This is a genomic window from Rhodovulum sp. PH10 (assembly GCF_000293785.1).
Classification (GTDB): domain Bacteria; phylum Pseudomonadota; class Alphaproteobacteria; order Rhizobiales; family Xanthobacteraceae; genus Rhodoplanes.
Genome location: NZ_AKZI01000121.1, coordinates 18,274 through 38,351 on the forward strand (window position 1 = coordinate 18,274; position 20,078 = coordinate 38,351).

At 70.3% G+C, this 20,078-nt stretch carries 20 protein-coding genes; 12 read left to right on the forward strand and 8 right to left on the reverse strand.

The window, feature by feature from the left end:
• Position 1 precedes the first annotated feature (1 nt).
• The 5 genes from pbpC (at position 2) to A33M_RS18060 (ending at position 6,282) form a co-directional block, all read left to right on the forward strand.
• On the forward strand, positions 2 to 2,281 hold the full coding sequence (pbpC, locus tag A33M_RS18040) for a penicillin-binding protein 1C (protein WP_008390167.1): 2,280 nt from the start codon (positions 2 to 4) through the stop codon (positions 2,279 to 2,281).
• A 141-nt stretch (positions 2,282 to 2,422) separates the two neighbouring features.
• Positions 2,423 to 4,291, forward strand: coding sequence for an ArnT family glycosyltransferase (locus tag A33M_RS18045; RefSeq protein WP_052027118.1), 1,869 nt, complete (start codon positions 2,423 to 2,425; stop codon positions 4,289 to 4,291).
• Positions 4,288 to 5,163: a phosphatase PAP2 family protein gene (locus tag A33M_RS18050; protein WP_157223545.1), complete on the forward strand. Its 876-nt coding sequence runs from the start codon at positions 4,288 to 4,290 to the stop codon at positions 5,161 to 5,163. The genes A33M_RS18045 and A33M_RS18050 overlap by 4 nt, the downstream gene beginning before the upstream one ends.
• Before the next feature lie 16 nt (positions 5,164 to 5,179).
• Positions 5,180 to 5,914 (forward strand): glycosyltransferase family 2 protein, encoded by a 735-nt coding sequence (locus tag A33M_RS18055; protein WP_008390172.1) that lies wholly within the window; start codon positions 5,180 to 5,182, stop codon positions 5,912 to 5,914.
• A gap of 5 nt (positions 5,915 to 5,919) precedes the next feature.
• Positions 5,920 to 6,282, forward strand: coding sequence for a lipid-A-disaccharide synthase N-terminal domain-containing protein (locus A33M_RS18060; protein ID WP_085977092.1), 363 nt, complete (start codon positions 5,920 to 5,922; stop codon positions 6,280 to 6,282).
• Between the two features lie 64 nt (positions 6,283 to 6,346).
• Here A33M_RS18060 and A33M_RS18065 read toward each other — a convergent pair whose 3' ends face one another.
• From A33M_RS18065 to metC, 3 genes are all read right to left on the reverse strand, one after another.
• The gene (locus A33M_RS18065; RefSeq protein WP_008390176.1) at positions 6,347 to 6,760 is read right to left on the reverse strand and encodes a DUF5615 family PIN-like protein; all 414 of its coding nucleotides are present in this window, start codon (positions 6,758 to 6,760) and stop codon (positions 6,347 to 6,349) included.
• Entirely contained in the window at positions 6,757 to 7,020 is a 264-nt protein-coding gene (locus tag A33M_RS18070; RefSeq protein WP_040621528.1) for a DUF433 domain-containing protein, read from the reverse strand. Before A33M_RS18070 ends, A33M_RS18065 begins: the two co-directional genes overlap by 4 nt.
• A 100-nt stretch (positions 7,021 to 7,120) precedes the next feature.
• Positions 7,121 to 8,326 carry a cystathionine beta-lyase gene (metC, locus tag A33M_RS18075; protein WP_008390180.1) on the reverse strand — a complete coding sequence of 402 codons (1,206 nt, stop codon included), beginning with the start codon at positions 8,324 to 8,326 and terminating at the stop codon, positions 7,121 to 7,123.
• Positions 8,327 to 8,587: 261 nt separating this feature from the next.
• On the opposite strand from metC, the gene A33M_RS18080 reads away from it, so the two are divergent.
• The 4 genes from A33M_RS18080 (at position 8,588) to A33M_RS18095 (ending at position 12,936) form a co-directional block, all read left to right on the forward strand.
• Positions 8,588 to 9,604 (forward strand): amino acid ABC transporter substrate-binding protein, encoded by a 1,017-nt coding sequence (locus A33M_RS18080; RefSeq protein ID WP_008390181.1) that lies wholly within the window; start codon positions 8,588 to 8,590, stop codon positions 9,602 to 9,604.
• A 15-nt stretch (positions 9,605 to 9,619) separates the two neighbouring features.
• On the forward strand, positions 9,620 to 10,795 hold the full coding sequence (locus A33M_RS18085; RefSeq protein ID WP_008390182.1) for an amino acid ABC transporter permease: 1,176 nt from the start codon (positions 9,620 to 9,622) through the stop codon (positions 10,793 to 10,795).
• Between the two features lie 172 nt (positions 10,796 to 10,967).
• Positions 10,968 to 12,131: an amino acid ABC transporter permease gene (locus A33M_RS18090; protein ID WP_008390183.1), complete on the forward strand. Its 1,164-nt coding sequence runs from the start codon at positions 10,968 to 10,970 to the stop codon at positions 12,129 to 12,131.
• 16 nt (positions 12,132 to 12,147) lie between these two features.
• Positions 12,148 to 12,936, forward strand: a complete 789-nt coding sequence (locus tag A33M_RS18095) for an amino acid ABC transporter ATP-binding protein (protein ID WP_008390184.1) — start codon at positions 12,148 to 12,150, stop codon at positions 12,934 to 12,936.
• A 30-nt stretch (positions 12,937 to 12,966) separates the two neighbouring features.
• On the opposite strand, the gene A33M_RS18100 is transcribed toward A33M_RS18095, so the two are convergent.
• From A33M_RS18100 to sseA, 3 genes are all read right to left on the reverse strand, one after another.
• Positions 12,967 to 13,461: a hypothetical protein gene (locus A33M_RS18100; protein ID WP_008390185.1), complete on the reverse strand. Its 495-nt coding sequence runs from the start codon at positions 13,459 to 13,461 to the stop codon at positions 12,967 to 12,969.
• Positions 13,442 to 13,756: a nucleotidyltransferase family protein gene (locus A33M_RS18105; RefSeq protein WP_008390186.1), complete on the reverse strand. Its 315-nt coding sequence runs from the start codon at positions 13,754 to 13,756 to the stop codon at positions 13,442 to 13,444. The genes A33M_RS18100 and A33M_RS18105 overlap by 20 nt, the downstream gene beginning before the upstream one ends.
• A 73-nt stretch (positions 13,757 to 13,829) precedes the next feature.
• Positions 13,830 to 14,708, reverse strand: a complete 879-nt coding sequence (gene sseA / locus A33M_RS18110) for a 3-mercaptopyruvate sulfurtransferase (RefSeq protein WP_040621532.1) — start codon at positions 14,706 to 14,708, stop codon at positions 13,830 to 13,832.
• Positions 14,709 to 14,904: 196 nt separating this feature from the next.
• On the opposite strand from sseA, the gene A33M_RS23180 reads away from it, so the two are divergent.
• Positions 14,905 to 15,057, forward strand: coding sequence for a DUF3096 domain-containing protein (locus A33M_RS23180; RefSeq protein ID WP_008390188.1), 153 nt, complete (start codon positions 14,905 to 14,907; stop codon positions 15,055 to 15,057).
• Here A33M_RS23180 and A33M_RS18115 read toward each other — a convergent pair.
• On the reverse strand, positions 15,045 to 16,526 hold the full coding sequence (locus tag A33M_RS18115) for a cryptochrome/photolyase family protein (RefSeq protein WP_008390190.1): 1,482 nt from the start codon (positions 16,524 to 16,526) through the stop codon (positions 15,045 to 15,047). The genes A33M_RS23180 and A33M_RS18115 overlap by 13 nt on opposite strands.
• 226 nt (positions 16,527 to 16,752) lie before the next feature.
• Here A33M_RS18115 and A33M_RS18120 point away from each other — a divergent pair, with 226 nt between their 5' ends.
• Together A33M_RS18120 and thiL are read left to right on the forward strand one after the other, a co-directional pair.
• Positions 16,753 to 17,979 (forward strand): GGDEF domain-containing protein, encoded by a 1,227-nt coding sequence (locus A33M_RS18120; protein WP_008390192.1) that lies wholly within the window; start codon positions 16,753 to 16,755, stop codon positions 17,977 to 17,979.
• Positions 17,980 to 18,100: 121 nt separating this feature from the next.
• Entirely contained in the window at positions 18,101 to 19,132 is a 1,032-nt protein-coding gene (thiL, locus tag A33M_RS18125) for a thiamine-phosphate kinase (protein WP_008390194.1), read from the forward strand.
• On the opposite strand, the gene A33M_RS18130 is transcribed toward thiL, so the two are convergent.
• Positions 19,119 to 20,075: a homoserine O-succinyltransferase gene (locus tag A33M_RS18130; RefSeq protein WP_008390197.1), complete on the reverse strand. Its 957-nt coding sequence runs from the start codon at positions 20,073 to 20,075 to the stop codon at positions 19,119 to 19,121. The two genes, thiL and A33M_RS18130, sit on opposite strands and share 14 nt — an antisense overlap.
• Positions 20,076 to 20,078: the final 3 nt, after the last annotated feature.

Genomic DNA, 20,078 nt, shown 5'->3' on the forward strand with positions numbered 1-20,078 from the left:
GATGAACCGGGACAGGCTGCGACGAGCACTCGCCTCGATCGGCCTCGTGGTGAGGAGCGATCCGCAGGATCGCGTCTCGAACCACGGGGCCGCCCATTGGCTCGCCTCTCGGGCCGCCCCCGCCCTTCGAGACGCCCGCTCCGCGGGCTCCTCAGGACGAGGGCAGAAGACGCTCTGGCAGCCGGGCAAGGGCCGGGGGTGGTTCGTCGCGGCCGGACCGGTTCTGGTGCTGGTCGCCCTCCTTTGCACGGCCCTCTGGGTCGCCGCACTCGGTCCGCCGCCGGTGGGCAAGGATCTCGCATGGTCGGTCGAGGTGTCGGATCGGCACGGCGAGCTGCTGCGGCCCTACACGACGCCGGAGGGGCGGTGGCGGCTGCCGGTAAAATCCGACGAGGTCGACCCGCGCTTCTTCGACCTCCTGCTCGCCTACGAGGACAAGCGGTTCCGCGACCATCCCGGCGTCGACCTTTGGGCCGTGCTGCGGGCGGCCGGCCAGCTCCTCGCCAACGGGCGGATCGTGTCGGGCGGCTCGACGCTCACCATGCAGGTCGCTCGCCTGCTGGAGCCGCGGGAGGAACGCTCGCTCGCCGCAAAGCTGCGGCAGGCGGTGCGGGCGATCGAGATCGAGCGGCGGCTCTCGAAGGACCAGATCCTCGCGCTGTATCTCAGCCTCGCCCCCTATGGTGGTAATCTGGAAGGGATAAAGGCCGCCGCGCTCGCCTGGTTCGGCAAGCCGCCGCGGCGCCTGACGCTCGGCGAGGCGGCGCTTCTGGTGGCGCTGCCGCAGTCGCCCGAGGCGCGCCGGCCCGACCGGTTCCCGGGTGCCGCCAAGCGGGCACGCGACCGGGTGCTCGACCGCATGGTGGCGGCCGGCGTGGTCGAGCCGGCCGAGATCGCGCGCGCAAAAGCCGAGCCGGTGCCGACGCTTCGCCGGCCGATGCCGCTCGTCGCCCCGCACGTCGCCGACCGGACGCTAGCGTCCCGGACACTCGCATCCTCGACGCTCGCGTCATCTCCGAATAATCCGCCACAAGCCATTCGCCTGACGATCGAAAAGCCGCTTCAGAAATCCCTCGAAGCGCTCGCCCTCGAGCGGGCGCAAACGCTCGGGCCGGAGGTGTCGGTCGCGATGCTGGCGGTCGACCACGCGACCGGCGAAGTTCTCGCGCGGGTCGGCTCGGCCGACTGGGGCGACGCGAAACGGGCGGGGCAAGTCGACCAGACCCTGGCGGTCCGCTCGCCCGGCTCGACGCTGAAACCCTTCGTCTACGGGCTCGGCTTCGAGGACGGCTTTCTTCATCCGGAAACTCTGGTCGACGACCGGCCGGTGCGTTACGGCGCCTATGCCCCGACCAATTTCGATTTCGCCTATCAGGGCACGGTGACGGCGCGCCGCGCGCTCCAGCTCTCGCTCAACGTGCCGGCGGTGCAAATTCTCGACGAGGTCGGCGCCAGCCGCTTCACGGCGCGGCTCGCCCAGGCCGGCGCGACGCTGGCGTTGCCGAAGGGCGAGGCGCCCGGCCTCGCGATGGGGCTCGGCGGCACCGGCGTCACGCTCGAGGGCTTGGTCGGTCTTTATGCCGGGCTCGCCCGCCAGGGCACCACCGTGGCGCTGACCGAAACCCGTGACAACGCCCTGATCGTCCCGCCCAAAAGGCTGCTCGACCCGGTCGCCGCCTGGTACGTCGCCGACGTGTTGCACGGGGTGCCGCCGCCGGAAAACGCCGCCGGCGGGCGGATCGCCTTCAAGACCGGCACCAGCTACGGGTACCGTGATGCCTGGGCGTTCGGCTTCGACGGCCGCACCACCATCGGCGTATGGGTCGGTCGGCCGGACGGGGCGCCGGTGCCGGGCCTCACCGGCATCTCCGCGGCGGCGCCGATCCTGTTCGACGCTTTTGCCCGGCGGGGCGGGCCGCCCGCGGCGCTGCCACCGGCCCCGCGCGGCGTCGTGGTCGCCCCGACCGCCCGGCTGCCGACGCCGCAGCGGCATTTCCGCCCCGGCGCGCTGCCGAGCGAGGGGGCGCCCGCTCTGCGCATCGTCTTCCCGCCGAACGGCGCCAGGCTCGATGCGCTCGCCGGCGGCGGTGCTCCGGCGGCGTTGGCGGTAAAGATCGCCGGTGGCAGAAAGCCCGTCACCGTGCTGGTCGACGGCCGCCCGGCGGCGACGCTCCGCGACCGACGCAGCACGGTGGTGGCGCCCGACGGGCCGGGCTTCGTGCGCCTCACCGTCACCGACGCCGCGGGTGCGAGCGACAGCGTGCTCGTGCGGGTCCAGTAGAACTCGCATCAAATTATTGTCGAAAAAGCGGTTTTCCGTGTGTTGCCCGGCGGTGACAGAGGAGCCGCCCCGCGCCGTGGGGTGCTTCCCCGGCCGCTGCCTTTTCTCTATTGTCCGCGCGACTTTCAGCAGGACACCACGATGACGGTCGCTGCCCGATCGAAGCCGCGCAACGGCGTTGCGATGCGGCTCGAAACGTTGCTCGCTTGGTCGGCGGGCACGCACAGGCATGCCGCGATCTTTCTCGTGCTCGCCTGCCTTCTCGCCTTCGTGCCGGGCCTGTTCCGCCTGCCGCCGGTCGACCGCGACGAGGCGCGTTTCGCCCAGGCCACCAAGCAGATGGTCGAGAGCGGCGATTTCGTCGACATCCGCTTCCAGGACGAGAGCCGCTACAAGAAGCCGGTCGGCATCTACTGGCTTCAGTCGGCGGTGGTGGAGACCGCCGCCGCGCTCGGCGTGCCGAACGCCGACACGCGGATCTCGCTCTATCGCATCCCCTCGCTGATCGGCGCGACCGGCGGCGTGCTGCTGGTCTATTGGACGGCGCTCGCCTTCGTCTCGCGGCGCGCCGCGGTGCTCGCGGGCTTGATGATGGCGAGCTCGATCCTGCTCGGCGTCGAGGCGCGGCTCGCCAAGACCGACGCCATGCTCTTCCTCACGGTGATCGCCGCGATGGGGGCGCTCGCGCGCGCCTATCTCGCCGGGCGCAGCCCGCGCGACGGGCCGGGGGCGGCCGCCGGCTATGCCGCGGTGGGGGCCGCGATCGGCGCGATCCGCCATCCGTCGGGCCGCGCATCGGGCACACCTTCGGGCAGACCCTCGGGCAGGCCGGTGGTGGATGCCCCCGTGAGCGAGCCGCCGGCCACCGTCGTCTGCCGGCCGTGGCTGACGCCCGCGATCTTCTGGGGCGCGCTCGCCGGCGGCATCCTCCTCAAGGGGCCGCTGATCCTGATGGTGGTCGGGTTGACCATCCTCGCGCTGGTGATCGCCGACCGCTCGGGCGGCTGGCTGGTGCGGCTGAAGCCGCTGCCCGGCGTCGCCTTCATGCTGCTCCTGGTGCTGCCCTGGTTCGTGGCGATCGTCGTGAAGGCGGGCGACAGCTTCTTCGCCGATTCGCTCGGCCGCGACCTGCTGGCCAAGGTCGGCTCCGGGCAGGAGTCGCACTGGGGGCCGCCCGGCCTCTATTTCCTGCTGTTCTGGGGCACCTTCTTCCCGGCGGCGATGCTGGCGCCGATGGCGGCCGGCGCCGTGTGGCGCACCCGCCGCGAGCCCGGCACCCGCTTCCTGCTCGCCTGGCTGGTGCCGACCTGGCTGGTGTTCGAGGCGGCGATGACCAAGCTGCCGCACTACGTGCTGCCGGTCTATCCGGCGGTCGCCATCCTGATCGCCATGGCGATCGAGCGGGACGCGCTGTCGCGCAACGTCTGGCTGCGGCGCGCCGCGATGTGGTGGTTCATCCTCACCTGCGTGATCGCGCTCGGCCTGATCGTCGTCAATATCTGGATCGGTCAGCGGCTCGGGCTGGTCACCTGGGGCTTTTCGGCCGCGGCGGTGATCTCGGCGCTGTTCGCGTGGTGGCTGTTCGAGGCGGACGGCGTCGAGGTGTCGTTCATGCGGGCGTCGGCGGCGGCGATCCTGATCGCGACGGCCGCCTATGGCGCCACCTTCTCGACCATCGGCGCGCTGTTTCCCTCGCTCCAGCTCGCCCGCGCGGTCGCCTTCGGCAATTGCGACCGCCCGGCGGTGGCGACCGCCGGCTATCACGAGCCGAGCCTCGTCTTCCTGGTCGGCACCCAGGTGCAGCACGTGTTCGGGGCGGGCGCGGCCGACTTCCTCGCGGTCGGCGGGCGCTGCCGCTACGTCTTCGTGGAGAAGAGCCAGGAGCGCGCCTTTGCCCAGCGCGCCTGGACCATCGGCCTGCGTTACGTGCCGGGCCCCCGCATCGAGGGCGTCAACCTGTCGAGCGGCCGGCGGGTGTCGATCGCGACCTTTGCCGGGGTCGATCCGTGACGGCGACGACGTCCGATCACGGCGCGCCTTCGGGCGGGAAACGGGCGGCGTGGCCCGTGGTGGCGGCAAAAAACCTCGCGGCATGGCTCGACGTGCTGTTCGCGCGGCCGCGCCGGCCCTATCGCACGCTCGGCTACAAGGCGCTTCTGCGCGCGCACCGCCGCTGGGCGGCGGTCGTCGTCGTGCTGGTCGCCGCGCTGATGCTCCTGGTCGATCCGCTCGCCGCCGGGGTGCGCGGCTTTCCGCCGGTGGTGATCGGGCTGTTCGACGACGTCACCGATTTCGGCCGCTCCGGCTGGCTGCTGATCCCGCTCGGCGGCGCGATCCTGTGGATCGCCGCGCTGATCCGCCCGACGCTCGACCGCTGGTCGCGGGCGATTCTCGCCGCCTTCGTCGCCCGCATCGGCTTCGTGTTCGTGGCGGTCGGGCTGCCGGGGCTGGTCGGCACCATCCTGAAGCGCTGGATCGGCCGCTTTCGCCCCTCCGAGCACGGGCCGTGGGCGTTTTCGCCGCTCTCGTGGCGGTCGGAATATGCCAGCCTGCCGTCCGGCCACACCATCACCGCCTTCGCGGCGCTGGTCGCGATCGGCGCGGTGTGGCCGAAGGCGCGGCCTTACCTTTGGGCCTACGCCCTGGTGATCGCGGTGAGCCGCGTCGTCGTCTCCGCCCATTTCCCGAGCGACGTGGTCGCCGGCGCCGCCTTCGGCGCGTTCGGCGCGATCCTCGTGCGGGAGTGGTTCGCGACCCGCCGGCTCGCCTTCATCCCCGCCCCGGACGGCACGGTGCGCCCGCTGCCGGCGCCGTCCGCGGCCCGAGTCCTGCGCGCCCTCGCGGCGGCCGTCGAGCGACGGCCCGGCCCGGCGCACCCCTGAGGAGCCGTTTCCCGCCATGTCCCACCAAACCGATCCGGAACCGGCCGTCGCGGTCGTCGTGCCGGTGCGCAACGAGGCCGCCAATATCGCGCCCTTGGTCGACGAGATCGCGCTGGCGCTTTCCGCCGAGCGCTTCGAGGTCGTCTATGTGAACGACGGCTCGACCGACGAGACCGCCGCCGAGCTCGACCGTTTGCGCGCCGAGCGGCCGTGGCTGCGGCAGGTGCGGCACGCCGCCTCGTGCGGCCAGTCGGCGGCGGTGCGCACCGGGGTCGCGGCGGCCCGCGCGCCGCTGGTCGCGACGCTCGACGGCGACGGTCAGAACGACCCGGCCTTCATCCCGGCGCTGCTCGAAAAAGTGCGGGCGGACGCGAAGATCGGGCTGGTCGCCGGCCAGCGGGTGCGCCGCAAGGACACCGGCTTCAAGCGGTTCCAGTCGCGCATCGCCAATGCGGTGCGCAGCACCGTGCTCGCCGACGGCACCCGCGACACCGGCTGCGGCCTGAAAGTGTTTCGGCGGGACGTGTTTCTGGCGCTGCCCTATTTCGACGGGCTGCATCGGTTTTTGCCGGCGCTGGTGCGGCGCGACGGCTGGACCATCGCCTATGTCGACGTGGTCGACCGGCCGCGCCGCCACGGCACGTCGAAATACGGGATTTGGGACCGGCTGTGGGTCGGTCTCCTCGATCTTGCCGGAGTTTGGTGGCTGATCCGGAGGCGAAAGCGCGTTCCGCAGGTGTCGGAAGGGTGACCGTGATGCTGATCGACCTGTCGCATGCCATCGGCGGCTATCTCTACGACGTGTTCGTCACCCGGGTGGACTGGTGGGTGCTGCTGGGGCTGGTCGCCCAGGGGCTCTTCACGATGCGCTTCGTGGTGCAGTGGCTCGCCTCCGAGCGGGCCAAGCGCAGCGTGATGCCGGTCGCCTTCTGGTGGTTCTCGATCGGCGGCGGCGTGCTGCTGCTGATCTACGCGCTCTATCGGCGCGATCCGGTGTTCATCGCCGGCCAGGCGTTCGGCGTGTTCGTGTATTTCCGCAACCTGCATTTCGTGCTGCGCGAGCGCCGCGCCGGCGCGGCGGGCGTCGCCGCCCCGGTCCAGGGCACGCCGGCGGAGTAGGGGGTACGACGGGCAGACGCCGCGGGAGTGGGCACGGCGTGGCGCTGGGCGTTCGGCTGCCGCGTCAATCCCAGGACGGATGGTCGATGTGGCCGGGATCGTGGGCGGCGAGCGTCCATTCCCGCACGGTGACGCGGCCATCCGCCAAGACTTCCACCACTCGGTCGAAGCCTTCGTCCTCGCGGGCGGCGAGCGTGTCCAGGGCTGCCTCGAACAGCCGGCTCTGACCGGCCCGCGGCAAAGCCGGGACGATGACGACCAGCCCGAGATGGGCCGCCAGCTTGGCATATTCACGCAGAAAGTGTCGGCGGTTGTTGGTGACCATCAGGTAGTCGCCGTCGACCGCGAACGCGACGAGGTTGCGGTCCTGCCAGCCGCTCTTGCCGAGCCAAGTAACGTGATCGGCCGCGACCCCGCGGCTCTTGGCCACGGCGACGAGCCCGACGCTCAGGCATTCGTCGATCAGCAGCCGGCTCATCGCCCGGTCGGGGCCGTGTCCGACCGCAGGCGCCAGTCGGGGCCGTAGACGGCCTCCGCCCAGGCGACCACCGCCTCGATGCCGTCGAGGGGAAGGCTCGGATAATCCTCGAACAGATCACGCGGGCCCTGCCCGGCGCGCAGATAGGCGAGCACCGTCTCGGCCGGGATCCGCGTCCCGCTCACCACGGGAGCGCCGTCCATCACGGAAGGGTCGCGGACGACCTCCGTCGGGAACGCGGGCTGCCGTCGTGCGACCATCGTGTGTCTCCGAGCCGTGGTCCCCGGAAGATAGTGCAACCGGGCGCATGATGCACCCGGTCGCCTTCATCGGACGGATCGGACAACGCCCCGAAAAAGCTCACCCCGCCTGCGCGGCGGCGTTCAGGGCGGCAAAGCCTTCGTCGAGATTGGCGATCAGGTCGCCGACCGCCTCGAGGCCGATATGGAAGCGCACGGTCGGGCCGCCCGGCGCCCAGGTCGTCGCGGTCCGGATTTTCGAGCAGTCGAACGGGATGGCGAGGCTTTCGTAGCCGCCCCACGAGGCGCCGATCCCGAACAGGTCGATCGCGTTCAGGAAGGCGTCGACGGCGGTCTCCGGCACCGGCTTCAGCACGATCGAGAACAGCCCGCAGGCGCCGGTGAAGTCGCGCTTCCACAGGGCGTGACCCGGATGCGACGGCAGCGCCGGGTGCAGCACCCGCGAAACCTCCGGCCGGCCCTCCAGCCAGGTCGCGACCTCGACCCCGGCGGCAAAATGGCTCGGCAGCCGCACCGCGAGCGTGCGCAGGCCGCGCAGCGCGAGGTTCATGTCGTCCGGCCCGACGCACAGGCCGAGCGAGAAGACGGTGTCGCGCAACACGTCGGCATAGTGGGCGTTGGCCGCCACGCAGCCGAACATGATGTCGGAATGCCCGCCGATATATTTGGTGCCGGCCTGGATCGACAGGTCGACGCCGTGGTCGAGCGCCCGAAAATAGAGCGGCGTCGCCCACGTATTGTCCATCAGCACGGCGGCGCCGTGGGCGTGCGCGACCTCGGCGATCGCCGGCACGTCCTGGATCTCGAACGACAGCGAGCCGGGGCTTTCCACGAACACCGCTCTGGTGTTCGGCCGAACCAGCGCCTCGATGCCGGCGCCGATCAGCGGATCGTAATAGGTCGTGGAGATTCCCCACCGCGTGAGAAGGTGGTCGCAGACATGCCGGGTCGGCTCGTAGGCCGAGTCGGTCATCAGCAGATGATCGCCCGCCTTCAGCACCGCCAGCAGCGCCGCCGAGATCGCCCCGAGGCCGGACGGCAGCAGCGCGACGCCGGCACAGGCCTCGCCCTCGAGGTCGGCCAGCAGACTTTCGAGCGAGTCCGAGGTCGGCGTGCCGCGCCGCCCGTACTTGTAACGCGAGCGCCGGGCCCGGAAGTCCTCGGCGGTCGGGTAGAGCACGGTCGAGCCGTGATAGACGGGCGTGTTGACGAAGCCGTACTGCTCCTCCGGCCGGCGGCCGCCGACCACCAGGCGAGTGGAGGGCGCGAGCGGCTGCGCTGCGGTCCGATCGGGGTCGTTCTTCATTCCGGATTCCTCGGCCGTCCTCGAGCGTGACGGCATGGCGGGGGGTGGTCGCGAGCGGACCGTGTGGACGGCCGTGACGGGCGCGTGGACGCCCTTGACCCGGCTTTGCATTCGTTCTGATATGCTCGGCCGGACCACGCTCGGGGCGCGGGCACCGCCGGGCGGCCGGTTCTCGGCACGAGACATGCATCATCACGCGCACGGGTCGCGTCACGGACGCTGCCCATGCACCGGACTCCTCGCACTGTCAATGAGGCGATTATGAAATGGGTTTCCGTCGCACTGGCCGTCGCCGGCGCAGCCCTGGTCGGGCTCTCGTCCGCATCGGCGGCGACCCTCGACACCGTCAAGGCACGCGGCGTGCTCAATTGCGGCGCCAACGGGCAGTTGCCGGGCTTCGGCATGCCGGACGCCCAGGGCGTCTGGACCGGCTTCGACGTGGAGATGTGCCGGGCGCTCGCCGCGGCGATCTTCGACGACCCGGACAAGGTCAAGTTCATCCCGCTCACCGCCAAGGACCGCTTCACGGCGCTGCAGTCCGGTGACGTCGATGTGCTGATCCGCAACACCACCTGGACGCTGTCGCGCGACACCCAGCTCGGGCTCAACGCGACGATGATCAATTATTACGACGGCCAGGGCTTCATCGTCCGAAAGTCGCTCAAGCTGAACTCGGCGCTCGAGCTGAACGACGCGGCGGTGTGCGTGCAGCAGGGCACGACCAGCGAGCTCAATCTCTCCGACTATTTCCGCACCAACAAGATGCGGCTGAAGTCGGTGACCTTCGCCACCCTCGACGAGGCGCTGAAAGCCTACGACACCGGCCGCTGCGACGCCTACACCACCGACGCCTCGCAGCTCTACAGCGTGCGCCTGAAGCTCGCCAAGCCCGAGGACCACGTGGTGCTGCCGGAGGTCATCTCCAAGGAGCCGTTCGCGGCCTTCGTGCGGCACGGCGACGACCAGTGGTTCGACATCGTGAAATGGGTGCAGTTCGCGATGGTGAACGCCGAGGAGTTCGGCATCGGGCAGTCGAACGTCGACGAGATGGTCTCCTCCGCCAATCCGGAGATCAAGCGGCTGCTCGGCAGCGAGGGCAATTACGGCGAGCAGCTCGGCCTGACCAAGGACTGGGTGGTGCGCATCGTCAAGAAGGTCGGCAATTACGGCGAGGTGTTCGACCGCACGATCGGCCAGAACTCGGCCCTCAAGATCGCCCGCGGGCAGAACGCGCTGTGGACCAAGGGCGGGCTGATGTACGCCCCGCCGGTGCGCTGAGCGCGCGGAGCCGGCATGACGCGACCGAGCGGCGCCGCGCCCGTTCCCACCCTCGGCAGGCCGCGGCTGCGCGGCCTGCTGATCCAGGCGGGCTTGATCGTCGTCGTGGCGGCGCTCGCCTGGGTGGCGGTGATCAACGTCGCCGAGAACCTCGCGCGCGCCAATATCGCGACCGGGTTCGACTTCTGGAACGTCACCGCCGGCTTCGACATCAGCCAGACGCTGATCTTCTACTCGGCCCAGGCCTCCACCTACGGGCGGGCGTTCTGGGTCGGGTTTCTCAACACCGTGCTGGTGGCGGCGCTGGCGATCGCACTCGCCACCATCATCGGCTTCGTCGTCGGCATCGCGCGGCTGTCGCCGAACTTTCTGGTGGCGAAGCTCGCCTCCGGCTATGTCGAGCTGATCCGCAACATCCCGCTGCTGCTGCAGCTCCTGTTCTGGTACAACGCCGTCCTCAAGGCCTTGCCGGACATCCGTGACAGCGTGATGCTGCCGGGCGGCGGCTATCTCAACATCCGCGGCCTGTTCCTGCCCGCCCCGAACGTGTTCGGCGGCCAGACGCTGGCGCTCGTGCTGCTCGGCGGCATCGTCGCCGCGATCGCCTGGCGCTGGTGGCGCCGCAAGACCGGGCGGATCGCCGCGACGCCGCTCGACATCGCGGTGATGGCTTTTCTGGTGCTCGGCCTGCCGCTCCTGGTCGCGATTTTCATCGAGGCGCGCATCTCCTTCGCCTATCCGCAGATGGGCCGCTTCAACATCCGCGGCGGCCTGGAGATTTTGCCCGAGTTCGTGGCGCTGCTGGCGGGGCTGTCGATCTACACCGCGGCCTTCATCGCCGAGGTGGTGCGGGCGGGCCTCCTGTCGGTGCCGAAGGGGCAGACCGAGGCGGCCTATTCGCTCGGCCTGCGGCGGGGACCGACCATGCGGCTCGTCGTGGTGCCGCAGGCGATGCGGGTGATCGTGCCGCCGCTGACCAACCAGTATCTCAACCTGTTCAAGAACTCGACGCTGGCGGTGGCGATCGGCTATCCGGACCTCGTGCAGATCTTCACCGGCACGGTGCTCAACAACACCGGGCAGGCGGTGGAGGTCGTCGTCCTCACCATGGCGGTCTATCTGACGATCAGCCTCGCCACCTCGCTCGCGATGAACATTTACAACAAGCGCGTCATGCTGGTGGAACGATAGGCGGAGCCATGCGCGAGCGACCTCGCAACGCGGCCGTGACGACGCCCCCGACGCCCCCGACGCCCCCCATGCGCTCGGCGCGCGCGCCGATCTCCGCGCGGTCCCGCGAAAGCGGGAGCCCGGCCGGCGTGTCGACGGTTCTTCCGGATCTCCGCATCGAGGCGCACGCCGCATGAGCGACATGGCCACCACCACCGACACGGTGCTGTTCGTTCGCACGCAGCGCGCCGAACGGGTGGCGCCGCCGAAGGGGCCGCGCGGGCCGCTCGGTTGGGCGCGCGCGCATCTGTTCTCGTCGCCGTTCAACGGCCTCCTCACCGTCCTGATCGTCGCGGCGATCGCCTGGGTGGTGCCGCCGCTCCTCGACTTCCTCGTCTTCCACGCGGTGTGGAGCGGCGACGACGGCCGCGAGGCCTGTCTCGCCACCGCGCAAAACCCCGATCCCGGCGCCTGCTGGGCGTTCGTGCGCACCTGGATCAACTTCTTCGTCTACGGGCCGTACCCGATGGAGGAGCGCTGGCGGGTGAACGTCTTCTTCGCGCTGCTCGCGGTCGGCCTCGTCTGGATGATGTGGCTCGATGCGCCGCGCCGCGATCTCGGCGCCGCCTATTTCTTCCTCGCGCTGCCGGCCGCCTCCGTCGTGCTGCTGCACGGTCTTCCGATGATCGGCCTCGAGACGATCGACACCGCGCTGTGGGGCGGCGTGCTGGTGACGCTGGTGGTCGCCACCGTCGGCATCGTCGTGTCGCTGCCGGTCGGCGTGCTGCTCGCGCTCGGCCGCCGCTCCGAGATGCCGGTGGTGAAACTGTTCTCGGTGATCTTCATCGAGTTCGTGCGCGGCGTGCCGCTGATCACCGTGCTGTTCATGGCGAGCGTGATGCTGCCGCTGTTCGTGCCGCCCGCCTGGTCGCCCGACAAGCTGATGCGCGCGCTGGTCGGCATCGCGATCTTCTCGTCCGCCTACATGGCGGAGGTGGTGCGCGCCGGCCTGCAGTCGATCCCCAAGGGCCAGTACGAGGCGGCCGCCGCGCTCGGCCTCGGCTATTGGCGCACGCTGGCGCTGGTCATCCTGCCGCAGGCGCTGAAGGTGACGATCCCCAACATCGTCAACAACGCCATCGCGCTGTTCAAGGACACCACTCTGGTGTTCTTCGTCGGCATCTTCGATTTTTTGCGCACCATCGAGGTGGCGCGCAACGATCCCGCCTGGGCGACCCCGGTGACCAGCTTCACCGGCTATGCCTTCGCCGCGATGTGCTACTTCGTGGCGTGCCACTTCATGTCGCGTTACGCCTCGGGCGTCGAGCGGCGGCTCGGGGCCGCCGACCGGCGCTGAGCGAGAGGAGCGTTCGATGATCGAGACCGCGGAAAAGGCCGGGACGGCGGAGGCGGCGCCGGCCGCGACGCAAGGGCCCGCGGTCGCGATCACCGGCCTCTACAAATGGTACGGCGACTTCCAGGTCCTGTCGGACGTGAACCTCTCGGTGGCGCGCGGCGAGCGCATCGTCATCTGCGGGCCGTCGGGGTCCGGCAAATCGACGCTGATCCGCTGCGTCAACGCGCTCGAGCCGTTCCAGCGCGGCACCATCGTGGTCGACGGCGTGACGGTGACGCAGGACCTCAAGCGGATCGACGAGGTGCGCCGCGAGGTCGGCATGGTGTTCCAGCAGTTCAACCTGTTCCCGCATCTGACCGTGCTGGAGAACTGCACGCTGGCGCCGATCCACGTGCGCAAGATGCCGCGCAAGGAGGCCGAGGAGGTCGCCATGCGCTATCTCGCGCGCGTGCGAATCCCCGAGCAGGCGCACAAATATCCGGGCCAGCTGTCGGGCGGCCAGCAGCAGCGCGTGGCGATTGCCCGCGCGCTGTGCATGAGCCCGAAGATCATGATGTTCGACGAGCCGACCTCCGCCCTCGATCCGGAGATGGTGAAAGAGGTGCTCGACACCATGGTCTCGCTCGCCGAGGACGGCACCACCATGCTGTGCGTCACCCACGAGATGGGATTTGCCCGCCAGGTCGCCGACCGCGTGGTGTTCATGGACGAGGGCCAGATCGTCGAGATCAACTCGCCCGACGCCTTCTTCACCGATCCGCAGCACGAGCGGACCAAGACCTTCTTGGGGCAGATCTTGGGGTGAGGACGCTCGCGTCCGTCACCCTCGCGTCGTTCAGCGCCCGGGCGGTGGCGGATCGCGAAACGTCTCCATGAAAGCGAGAACTTCGTCGCGGAACCGCTCGAACGCCGGGCGGGTCTCGGCGGCGCGCTGCGCGACGATCTCGGCGTCGAGCACGAGGCCGTAGGTGTTGCGCTGGCGGTGCCGAAACGCACGGAGCCGGTCGAGCGCGTCGAAGCAGGCGGGCGAGATCACCGCCGGCCGGACCGCGGAGGGTGTCGCCATGCGTTTCAGCAACGAGACGTGCCAGCCCTCGTCCCGCATGACGCGCGTGCCGTCGACATGCGTCGCGATCAGGCTCATCACCCGCTCGCAGCCGGTGTAGATTTTCTCGACGCCCGATGCGAGGCCCTGCACCATCAGCCAGCGGAACGCCGGTGTCTCGGCCGGACCACGGGTGCGATGAATGTCTGTCGCCTCGTCCAGCATCGCCACCTCGCGCGCGATGTCGGCGAGCTCGGTCGCGACGTCAGCGAAGGCGCTCCGCATCGATCGCCTCCCGGATGAACCGCGCGACCTTGTGGGGCGGCACCTCGTCCAGATAGACGACGTCGAAGCGAAGCCCGCCGAGCCCGTCCTCGACAAGACCCTCGATGGCGTATTTCAGCCGGGCGGGGCAGGCGACGACCAGGAAGTCGATGTCGGAGTTTTGGCGAAACTCGCCGCGGGCGAGCGAGCCGAAAATTCGCGCCGTCACGCCGAGCTCGGCGAGACGGCCGCACACGGCCTTCGTACGCGCGATCACCTCGGCGTGCGGGTCGGTGGAAACGGTCGCCTCGTCCATGGCCGGCTCCGATGGATCGGCCACGACGATAAGGCGCACTCCGCGGCGGTCAATCCCGCGGTGCCGGGGGGCGTCACCCCTCTCCGGTGGCGATCGGCAGGTCGCCGCGGCCGGCCCATTCGGTCCACGAGCCGTCATAGAGCGCGACCGGCGCCTTGCCGAGCGTGTCGAGTGCGATCCACAGCACCGCCGCGGAGACGCCCGAGCCGCAGCTCGTCAGCACCGGCTTGTCCAGATCCACCCCGCCGGCGGCGAAGGCGGCGGCGACCTTTTCGGGCGGCACCAGCAGGCCGTCCTCGACCAGCGCCGCGTGCGGCACGTTGAACGATCCCGGGATGTGGCCGGACGGCAGGCCGGGGCGGGGCTCCGGCGCCGCGCCGCGAAAGCGGTCGTTCGCCCGCGCATCGACCACCTGGGCGCTCCGCTCGGCGATCGTCTTCTGCACCCGCGCCACGTCGGCGACCGACCGGGCGACCAGATCGGCCGGCGTCGTCACCCGAAACGTCTTCGGCGGCCGCGTCACGGATCCGGCCTCCACCGGCCGCCCCTCGGCGACCCAGCGGGGAAAGCCGCCCTCCAGCACGAACACCTTCTCCGCACCGAACAAACGAAACGTCCACCACACGCGCGGCGCCGAGAACAGGCCGAGCCCGTCATAGACGACGATGGTGTCGGTCTCCGAAATCCCCATCTCGCCGACCTGGGCGGCGAACTGCTCGGCCGAGGGCAGCATGTGCGGCAGCGTCGTCGTCTTGTCGGCGACCCGCTCGATGTCGAACCGCAGCGCGCCCGGGATGTGGGAGGCGAGATACTCGGCGTCGGCATCGCGGTTCTGGGTCGACAGGTAGTACGAGGCGTCGAGCACCACGAGGTCCGGCGATCCGAGCTTTTCGGCGAGCCATTCGGTGGTGACGAACGGACGGTACGGCGACGGAAACGGGGATGCGGGCATTGGCGGGATCCTGCACTCGGAGGGGTTTTCTTGGTAGTCGCTTTCGGTGAGGGCGTCGAGCAGGACACGTCGAGCCGAGAGACGTCGGGGGCGGCAGGAGGGGGCCGACAGGCGGGGGTGGAATCGGCTATCGAAGGATCGTTTTGTCCTCCGGGACGTTTCCGATCGTTCATTTCGTTCGAGCAAGGAGATCGTCATGGTCGTCACGACCGCTCATATCGCCCCGCTGGTCGCGCTCATCGCCGGCATTCTCATCCTGATCGCGCCGCGGCTCCTCAATTACGTCGTCGCCATTTACCTGATCGTGGTCGGCGTCCTCGGGCTGAACGCTCTGTATCACTTCTGGTGAGGCCGGCGGCTGCGGGCGAGCGCGTCCAGCGCCCGCTCGCGCCCCGCCTCGAGATCGACCACCGGCGCCGGATAGGTTTTCCCGAGCGTCACGCCCGCCGCGGCGAGATCGAGCGGTCTCGCCGCGAACGGCGCGTGAACGGCGGGCGCCGGCAGCGACCGAAGCGCCGGCACGAACTGACGGACATAGTCGCCCGCGGGATCGAATTTCCGGCCCTGCAGGACCGGGTTGAAGATGCGGAAATAGGGCGCGGCATCGGCGCCCGAGCCCGCCACCCATTGCCAGCTCGCCGGGTTGCTGGCGGCATCGGCATCGACCAGCGTGTCCTGGAACCACCGCTCTCCCGCCCGCCAGTCGGTGAGCAGGTGTTTTACCAGGAACGAGGCGGCGACCATCCGCACCCGGTTGTGCATCCAGCCGGTGGTCCAGAGTTCGCGCATCCCGGCGTCGACGATCGGATAGCCCGTCTCGCCCCGCTGCCAGGCCGACAGCGCCGCCGGGTCGTCCCGCCACGGGAAGGCGTCGAATTTTTCCTGGATGTTCGCGGTGGCGATGTCCGGATGGGCGGCGAGCAGGTGCCAGGAAAATTCCCGCCACACCAGCTCGGCGACGAACTTGTCCACGTCGGTGTCGCTCGGGCGGCGGCCGGGCGGTGCCTCGCGGGCGAGTGCGGCGGCGGAAAACACCTGGAAGGGGGAGAGCTCGCCGAACCGCAGCCGGGGCGACAGCCGCGACGTGTGGGGCAGGTCCGGGCGGTCGCGCTTGTCCGCATAGCCGGCGAGGCCGTCCTCGACGAACTCCGAAAGCCGCGCTTGCGCCGCCGCCTCGCCGCGCGTCCAGGTTTCCCGTAAGCCCCCGGCCCAATCCGGCCTTTGCGGCTCGAGCGCCCAGTCGTCGAGCGCATCCGAGGCAAGTCCCTCTACGCCCTGCATCGGTCCGGGCGCCGGCAGCGGCGCCCTGGGGGACGGCCCGGCGAGCACCGCGCGCAGGAACGGCGTGAACACCGCGAACGGTTTTCCGCTCTTGGTCCGTAACGCTTCGGGCTCGGCGAGCAGCGACGCCTGAAACGTCTCGACCGCGACGCCCTGCCGGGCGAGCGCCGCCTCCACCGTCCGGTCGATGGTCGCCGCCGCCGGCTCGTAGCGTCGGTTCCAAGCCACGGTCGTCGCGCCGGCCGCCGCCGCCACCTCGGGCACCACCGTCGCCGCACCCCCCCGCCGCAGCACCAGCGTCACCCCGCGCTGCGCCAACCCCTCCCCGAGCGCCCGCAAGGATCCCGCGAGCCACCAGCGCGCCGCCCCGCCGAGCGGGCGCAGGCCGGGGCTCTCCTCGTCCAGCACGAACAGCGCGGCGACCGGCAAACCCTTTCGCGCGGCGGAATCGAGCGCCGGGTGGTCGGCGACGCGCAGGTCGTCGCGGAACCACACCAGCACGGCGGGCGGGTTTTTCGACGTGTCGGGGCTGGTCATCGGGCTCCGGGGGTGGGGGCGTCGGCCGGCCCCTCGTCCGGACTGCCGGACGCACGGCCGATGCGCGGCATTTTCGGCGAAAGCGGTGGGTTTCGGCAACCGGCGCGTAACCGTGCGGGCGAAGGGGGGTGGATCGGTCGCGACCTTCAGGAGTTGTTGGGAGCCCACCCGTTAGCGAAGGAGGTCTGCGACCGCGGCAAACGCGGTCGCCGCCGAGTTTCGGACCATGGCCATCGACGTCAACACGCTCTTCCTGGTCACCATCTATGTCGAGGCGATCCTCGGCCTGCTGCTCCTGTTCGTCTGGTTCCAGAACCCGGCGATCGAGGCGGTGGCGTGGTGGGCCGGCGCGCATCTCCTGCGGGCGGGCTCGATCACGCTGTTCGGCATGTACGGCAGCTGGCCGACGGAGATCACCATCGATCTCGCCAACGCGGTGCTGTTGACCTCGTTCGCGGTGACCTGGACCGGCGCCCGGGTGTTCGACGGGCGCCGGCCGATGCCGCTCGTGATGATCGCCGGCGCGGTGCTGTGGCTCGGCGCCAGCCACGTCCGGTTCGAGTGGGAGACGATGGAGCTGCGCGCGCTGGTGAGCGCGGGCATCATCGCCGGCTACACCTGGGCGACCGCCGCCGAGTTCTGGCGCGGCCGCGCCGAGCCCTTGGTGTCGCGGCTGCCGGCGACCTTCCTCCTGTTCGCGCACGGCGCGCTGTTTCTGCTGCGCACGCCCTTGAGCGTGCTGCTGCCGTGGTCGCCGTCGAACCAGATGTTCGGCAGCGTGTGGCTGACCGTTCTCAGCTCCGAGGCGCTGCTGTTCTCGATCTCGATCGCCTTCATCCTGCTGGCGATGGCCAAGGAGCGCACCGAGTTCCGCCACCGCACCGCCTCGATGGTCGATCTCCTCACCGGCATCACCAACCGGCGCGGCTTCCTCGTCGAATGCGACCGCATCGCCAAGCGGCAGGTGGAGGCGCCGCGGCCGACCGCCGTGCTGCTCGCCGACCTCGACGCCTTCAAGTCGATCAACGACCGGTTCGGCCATGCGGTCGGCGACCGCGTGCTGAAGATCTTCGCCGAGAGCGCCCAGCGGGCGGTGCGGCCGGGCGACGTGGTCGGCCGGATCGGCGGCGAGGAGTTCGCGGTGGTGCTGCACGACGTGCCGCGCGACGGCGCGATCGCCATCGCCGAGACCATCCGCACGTCGTTCGCCGAGATGGCGAGCGTGGTCGACGGCTGGCCGGTGCAGGCGACGGTGAGCATCGGCATGGTGTTTTCCCACGACGCCGTGCTGGACCTCTCGATGCTGCAGCACCAGGCCGATCAGGCGCTCTACCGGGCCAAGGAGCGCGGCCGCAACCGCGTCGAGGTCGCGCCGGGCGGCCGCCGCGTGAACGTCGACGCTGCGCTCTTGCCGCGCCACCCGACCATCCGGCTCGGGATCGACGCCGCCTGAGCCCGACACGGGACATGGGATACGCGACATGGGACACGGGACCGGGGCGCGCCGGGCCGGGCGAAGGCTGCTATAGGGACGCCTGCCACAGGGACGGCGGGACGACTCGAAGGACGACCACATGAGCGGAGCAGGGCAGCCGGATCCGGGTTCGCCGTCGGGATCGGCATCGGGCGAGGACCGGCTGATCGCGAGGCACTTCGCGCCGCTCGCAAAACATCCCGGCGCGCTCGGGCTCGCCGACGACGCCGCGCTGCTGACGCCGCCCAAAGGCCACGAGCTGGTGCTCAAGGCCGACGCCATCGTCGAGCGCATGCACTATCTGCCCGACGATCCGCCCGCCACCGTCGCCCGCAAGGCGCTGCGCATCAACCTCTCCGACCTCGCCGCCAAGGGGGCGGCGCCGCTCGGCTTCCTGCTTTCGCTCGCGCTCCCGAAGGGGTTTTCGGACGACTGGCTCGCCGCCTTCTCGCAGGCGCTCGGCGAGGATGCCGAGGCCTATCGATGCCCGCTGCTCGGCGGCGACACGGTCGGCTCGCCGGGGCCGGTGATGGTGTCGATCGCGGCGTTCGGCTCGGTGCCCGCCGGGACGATGGCGAAGCGCAGCGGGGCGAAGCCCGGCGACCGCATCGTCGTCACCGGCACGATCGGCGACGCCGCGCTCGGCCTTCTGGTGCGGCAGGATGTTTCGATCGCCGAGCGGTGGGGGCTCGACGCGGCGCTGCGCGACCATCTGGTCGAGCGATACCGGGTGCCGCAGCCGCGCACCGCCGCAGCGGACGCCGTGCGGACGCACGCCACCGGCAGCATGGACGTGTCGGACGGCCTGGTCGGCGACCTGGCAAAGCTCTGTGCCGCCTCGGGCGTCGGCGCGACCCTCGACGCGGTGAGCGTCCCGTTGTCGCCCGCCGCGGCGCGGGTGATCGCGGCGGAGCCGGAAAAGCTCGCCACCGTGCTGACCGGCGGCGACGACTTCGAGATTCTCACGACCGTCGCTCCGCAAAACCTCGCGGACTACCTCGCCGCGGCGGCGGCGGCGGGCGTCACGGCGACCGAGATCGGCGAAATCCTGCCCGATCCGGCGCCGCTCGCGGTGATCGGCCCGGACGGCGGCCGCATGCGGTTTCCCCGCGAAAGCTTCAGTCACTTCTGACCGTGGCGTCCTGCCCGATCGTCGCGTCCTGCCCGATCGTCGCCACGTCGAACGGCGTGGTGCGGTAGATCTCGGCGATCCAGTTGGCGAACAGCAGGTGCGCGTGGCTGCGCCAGCGGTTCTCCGGCGGTCGCGACGGGTCGTCGTCCGGAAAATAGTTCTTCGGAATGGCGATGGTCTTTCCGGCGGCGACGTCGCGGGTGTACTCGGCGGCGAGCGTCGCCGTCTCGTATTCGAGATGGTCGAACATGTGCAGCGTGCGGTTTTCCGGGTCGTCGACCAGGCACAGCCCGGTCTCCTCGCCCTCGGCGAGCACCGACAGGCCGCGGCCCGCCGGGATGTCGGCGCTCAGCATCGAGGTGCGCCGCGACACCGGGGTCGGGAAGCGGTCGGAGAAGCCGCGCAGATAGGGCGAGGTCGGCACCAGCACGCGGTGGCGAAACACCCCGAACGCCTTTTGCGGCAGCGTGTGCTTCGGCATGCCGTGGAAGTGGTGGACCGCCGCCTGCGCCGCCCAGCAGATCGTCAGGCAGCGATGCACGTGGGTGCGGGTCCAGTCGAAGATGTCGGTCAGCTCGTCCCAATAGGTGATGCTGTCGAACGGCAACAGCTCGACCGGCGCGCCGGTGACGATGAAGCCGTCGAACTTCTCGGTCTTCACGTCGCTCCACGGGCGGTAGAAGGTCGCCATGTGGTCGGCGGCGGTGTGGCGCGACACGTGGTCGGTGATCCGCACCAGCGTCAGTTCGACCTGCAGGGGGGTGGCGCCGATCAGCCGGGCGAACTGCGTCTCGGTGCGGATCTTGTCCGGCATCAGGTTGAGCAGGCCGATGCGCAGCGGACGGATGTCCTGCCGGATCGCGTCCGTCTCGTTCATGACGGTGACGCCTTCCGCCTCCAGCGTGCGGCGGGCGGGCAGGCCATCGGGGATTTTTATCGGCATTTG

Coding starts and splice junctions, on each gene's coding strand:
- pbpC (WP_008390167.1), top strand. CDS start 2: ATGAACCGGGACAGGCTGCGACGAGCACTCGCCTCGATCGGCCTCGTG.
- A33M_RS18045 (WP_052027118.1), top strand. CDS start 2,423: ATGACGGTCGCTGCCCGATCGAAGCCGCGCAACGGCGTTGCGATGCGG.
- A33M_RS18055 (WP_008390172.1), top strand. CDS start 5,180: ATGTCCCACCAAACCGATCCGGAACCGGCCGTCGCGGTCGTCGTGCCG.
- A33M_RS18060 (WP_085977092.1), top strand. CDS start 5,920: ATGCTGATCGACCTGTCGCATGCCATCGGCGGCTATCTCTACGACGTG.
- A33M_RS18065 (WP_008390176.1), bottom strand. CDS start 6,760: ATGAGCCGGCTGCTGATCGACGAATGCCTGAGCGTCGGGCTCGTCGCC.
- A33M_RS18070 (WP_040621528.1), bottom strand. CDS start 7,020: ATGGTCGCACGACGGCAGCCCGCGTTCCCGACGGAGGTCGTCCGCGAC.
- metC (WP_008390180.1), bottom strand. CDS start 8,326: ATGAAGAACGACCCCGATCGGACCGCAGCGCAGCCGCTCGCGCCCTCC.
- A33M_RS18080 (WP_008390181.1), top strand. CDS start 8,588: ATGAAATGGGTTTCCGTCGCACTGGCCGTCGCCGGCGCAGCCCTGGTC.
- A33M_RS18085 (WP_008390182.1), top strand. CDS start 9,620: ATGACGCGACCGAGCGGCGCCGCGCCCGTTCCCACCCTCGGCAGGCCG.
- A33M_RS18090 (WP_008390183.1), top strand. CDS start 10,968: ATGAGCGACATGGCCACCACCACCGACACGGTGCTGTTCGTTCGCACG.
- A33M_RS18095 (WP_008390184.1), top strand. CDS start 12,148: ATGATCGAGACCGCGGAAAAGGCCGGGACGGCGGAGGCGGCGCCGGCC.
- A33M_RS18100 (WP_008390185.1), bottom strand. CDS start 13,461: ATGCGGAGCGCCTTCGCTGACGTCGCGACCGAGCTCGCCGACATCGCG.
- A33M_RS18105 (WP_008390186.1), bottom strand. CDS start 13,756: ATGGACGAGGCGACCGTTTCCACCGACCCGCACGCCGAGGTGATCGCG.
- sseA (WP_040621532.1), bottom strand. CDS start 14,708: ATGCCCGCATCCCCGTTTCCGTCGCCGTACCGTCCGTTCGTCACCACC.
- A33M_RS23180 (WP_008390188.1), top strand. CDS start 14,905: ATGGTCGTCACGACCGCTCATATCGCCCCGCTGGTCGCGCTCATCGCC.
- A33M_RS18115 (WP_008390190.1), bottom strand. CDS start 16,526: ATGACCAGCCCCGACACGTCGAAAAACCCGCCCGCCGTGCTGGTGTGG.
- A33M_RS18120 (WP_008390192.1), top strand. CDS start 16,753: ATGGCCATCGACGTCAACACGCTCTTCCTGGTCACCATCTATGTCGAG.
- thiL (WP_008390194.1), top strand. CDS start 18,101: ATGAGCGGAGCAGGGCAGCCGGATCCGGGTTCGCCGTCGGGATCGGCA.
- A33M_RS18130 (WP_008390197.1), bottom strand. CDS start 20,075: ATGCCGATAAAAATCCCCGATGGCCTGCCCGCCCGCCGCACGCTGGAG.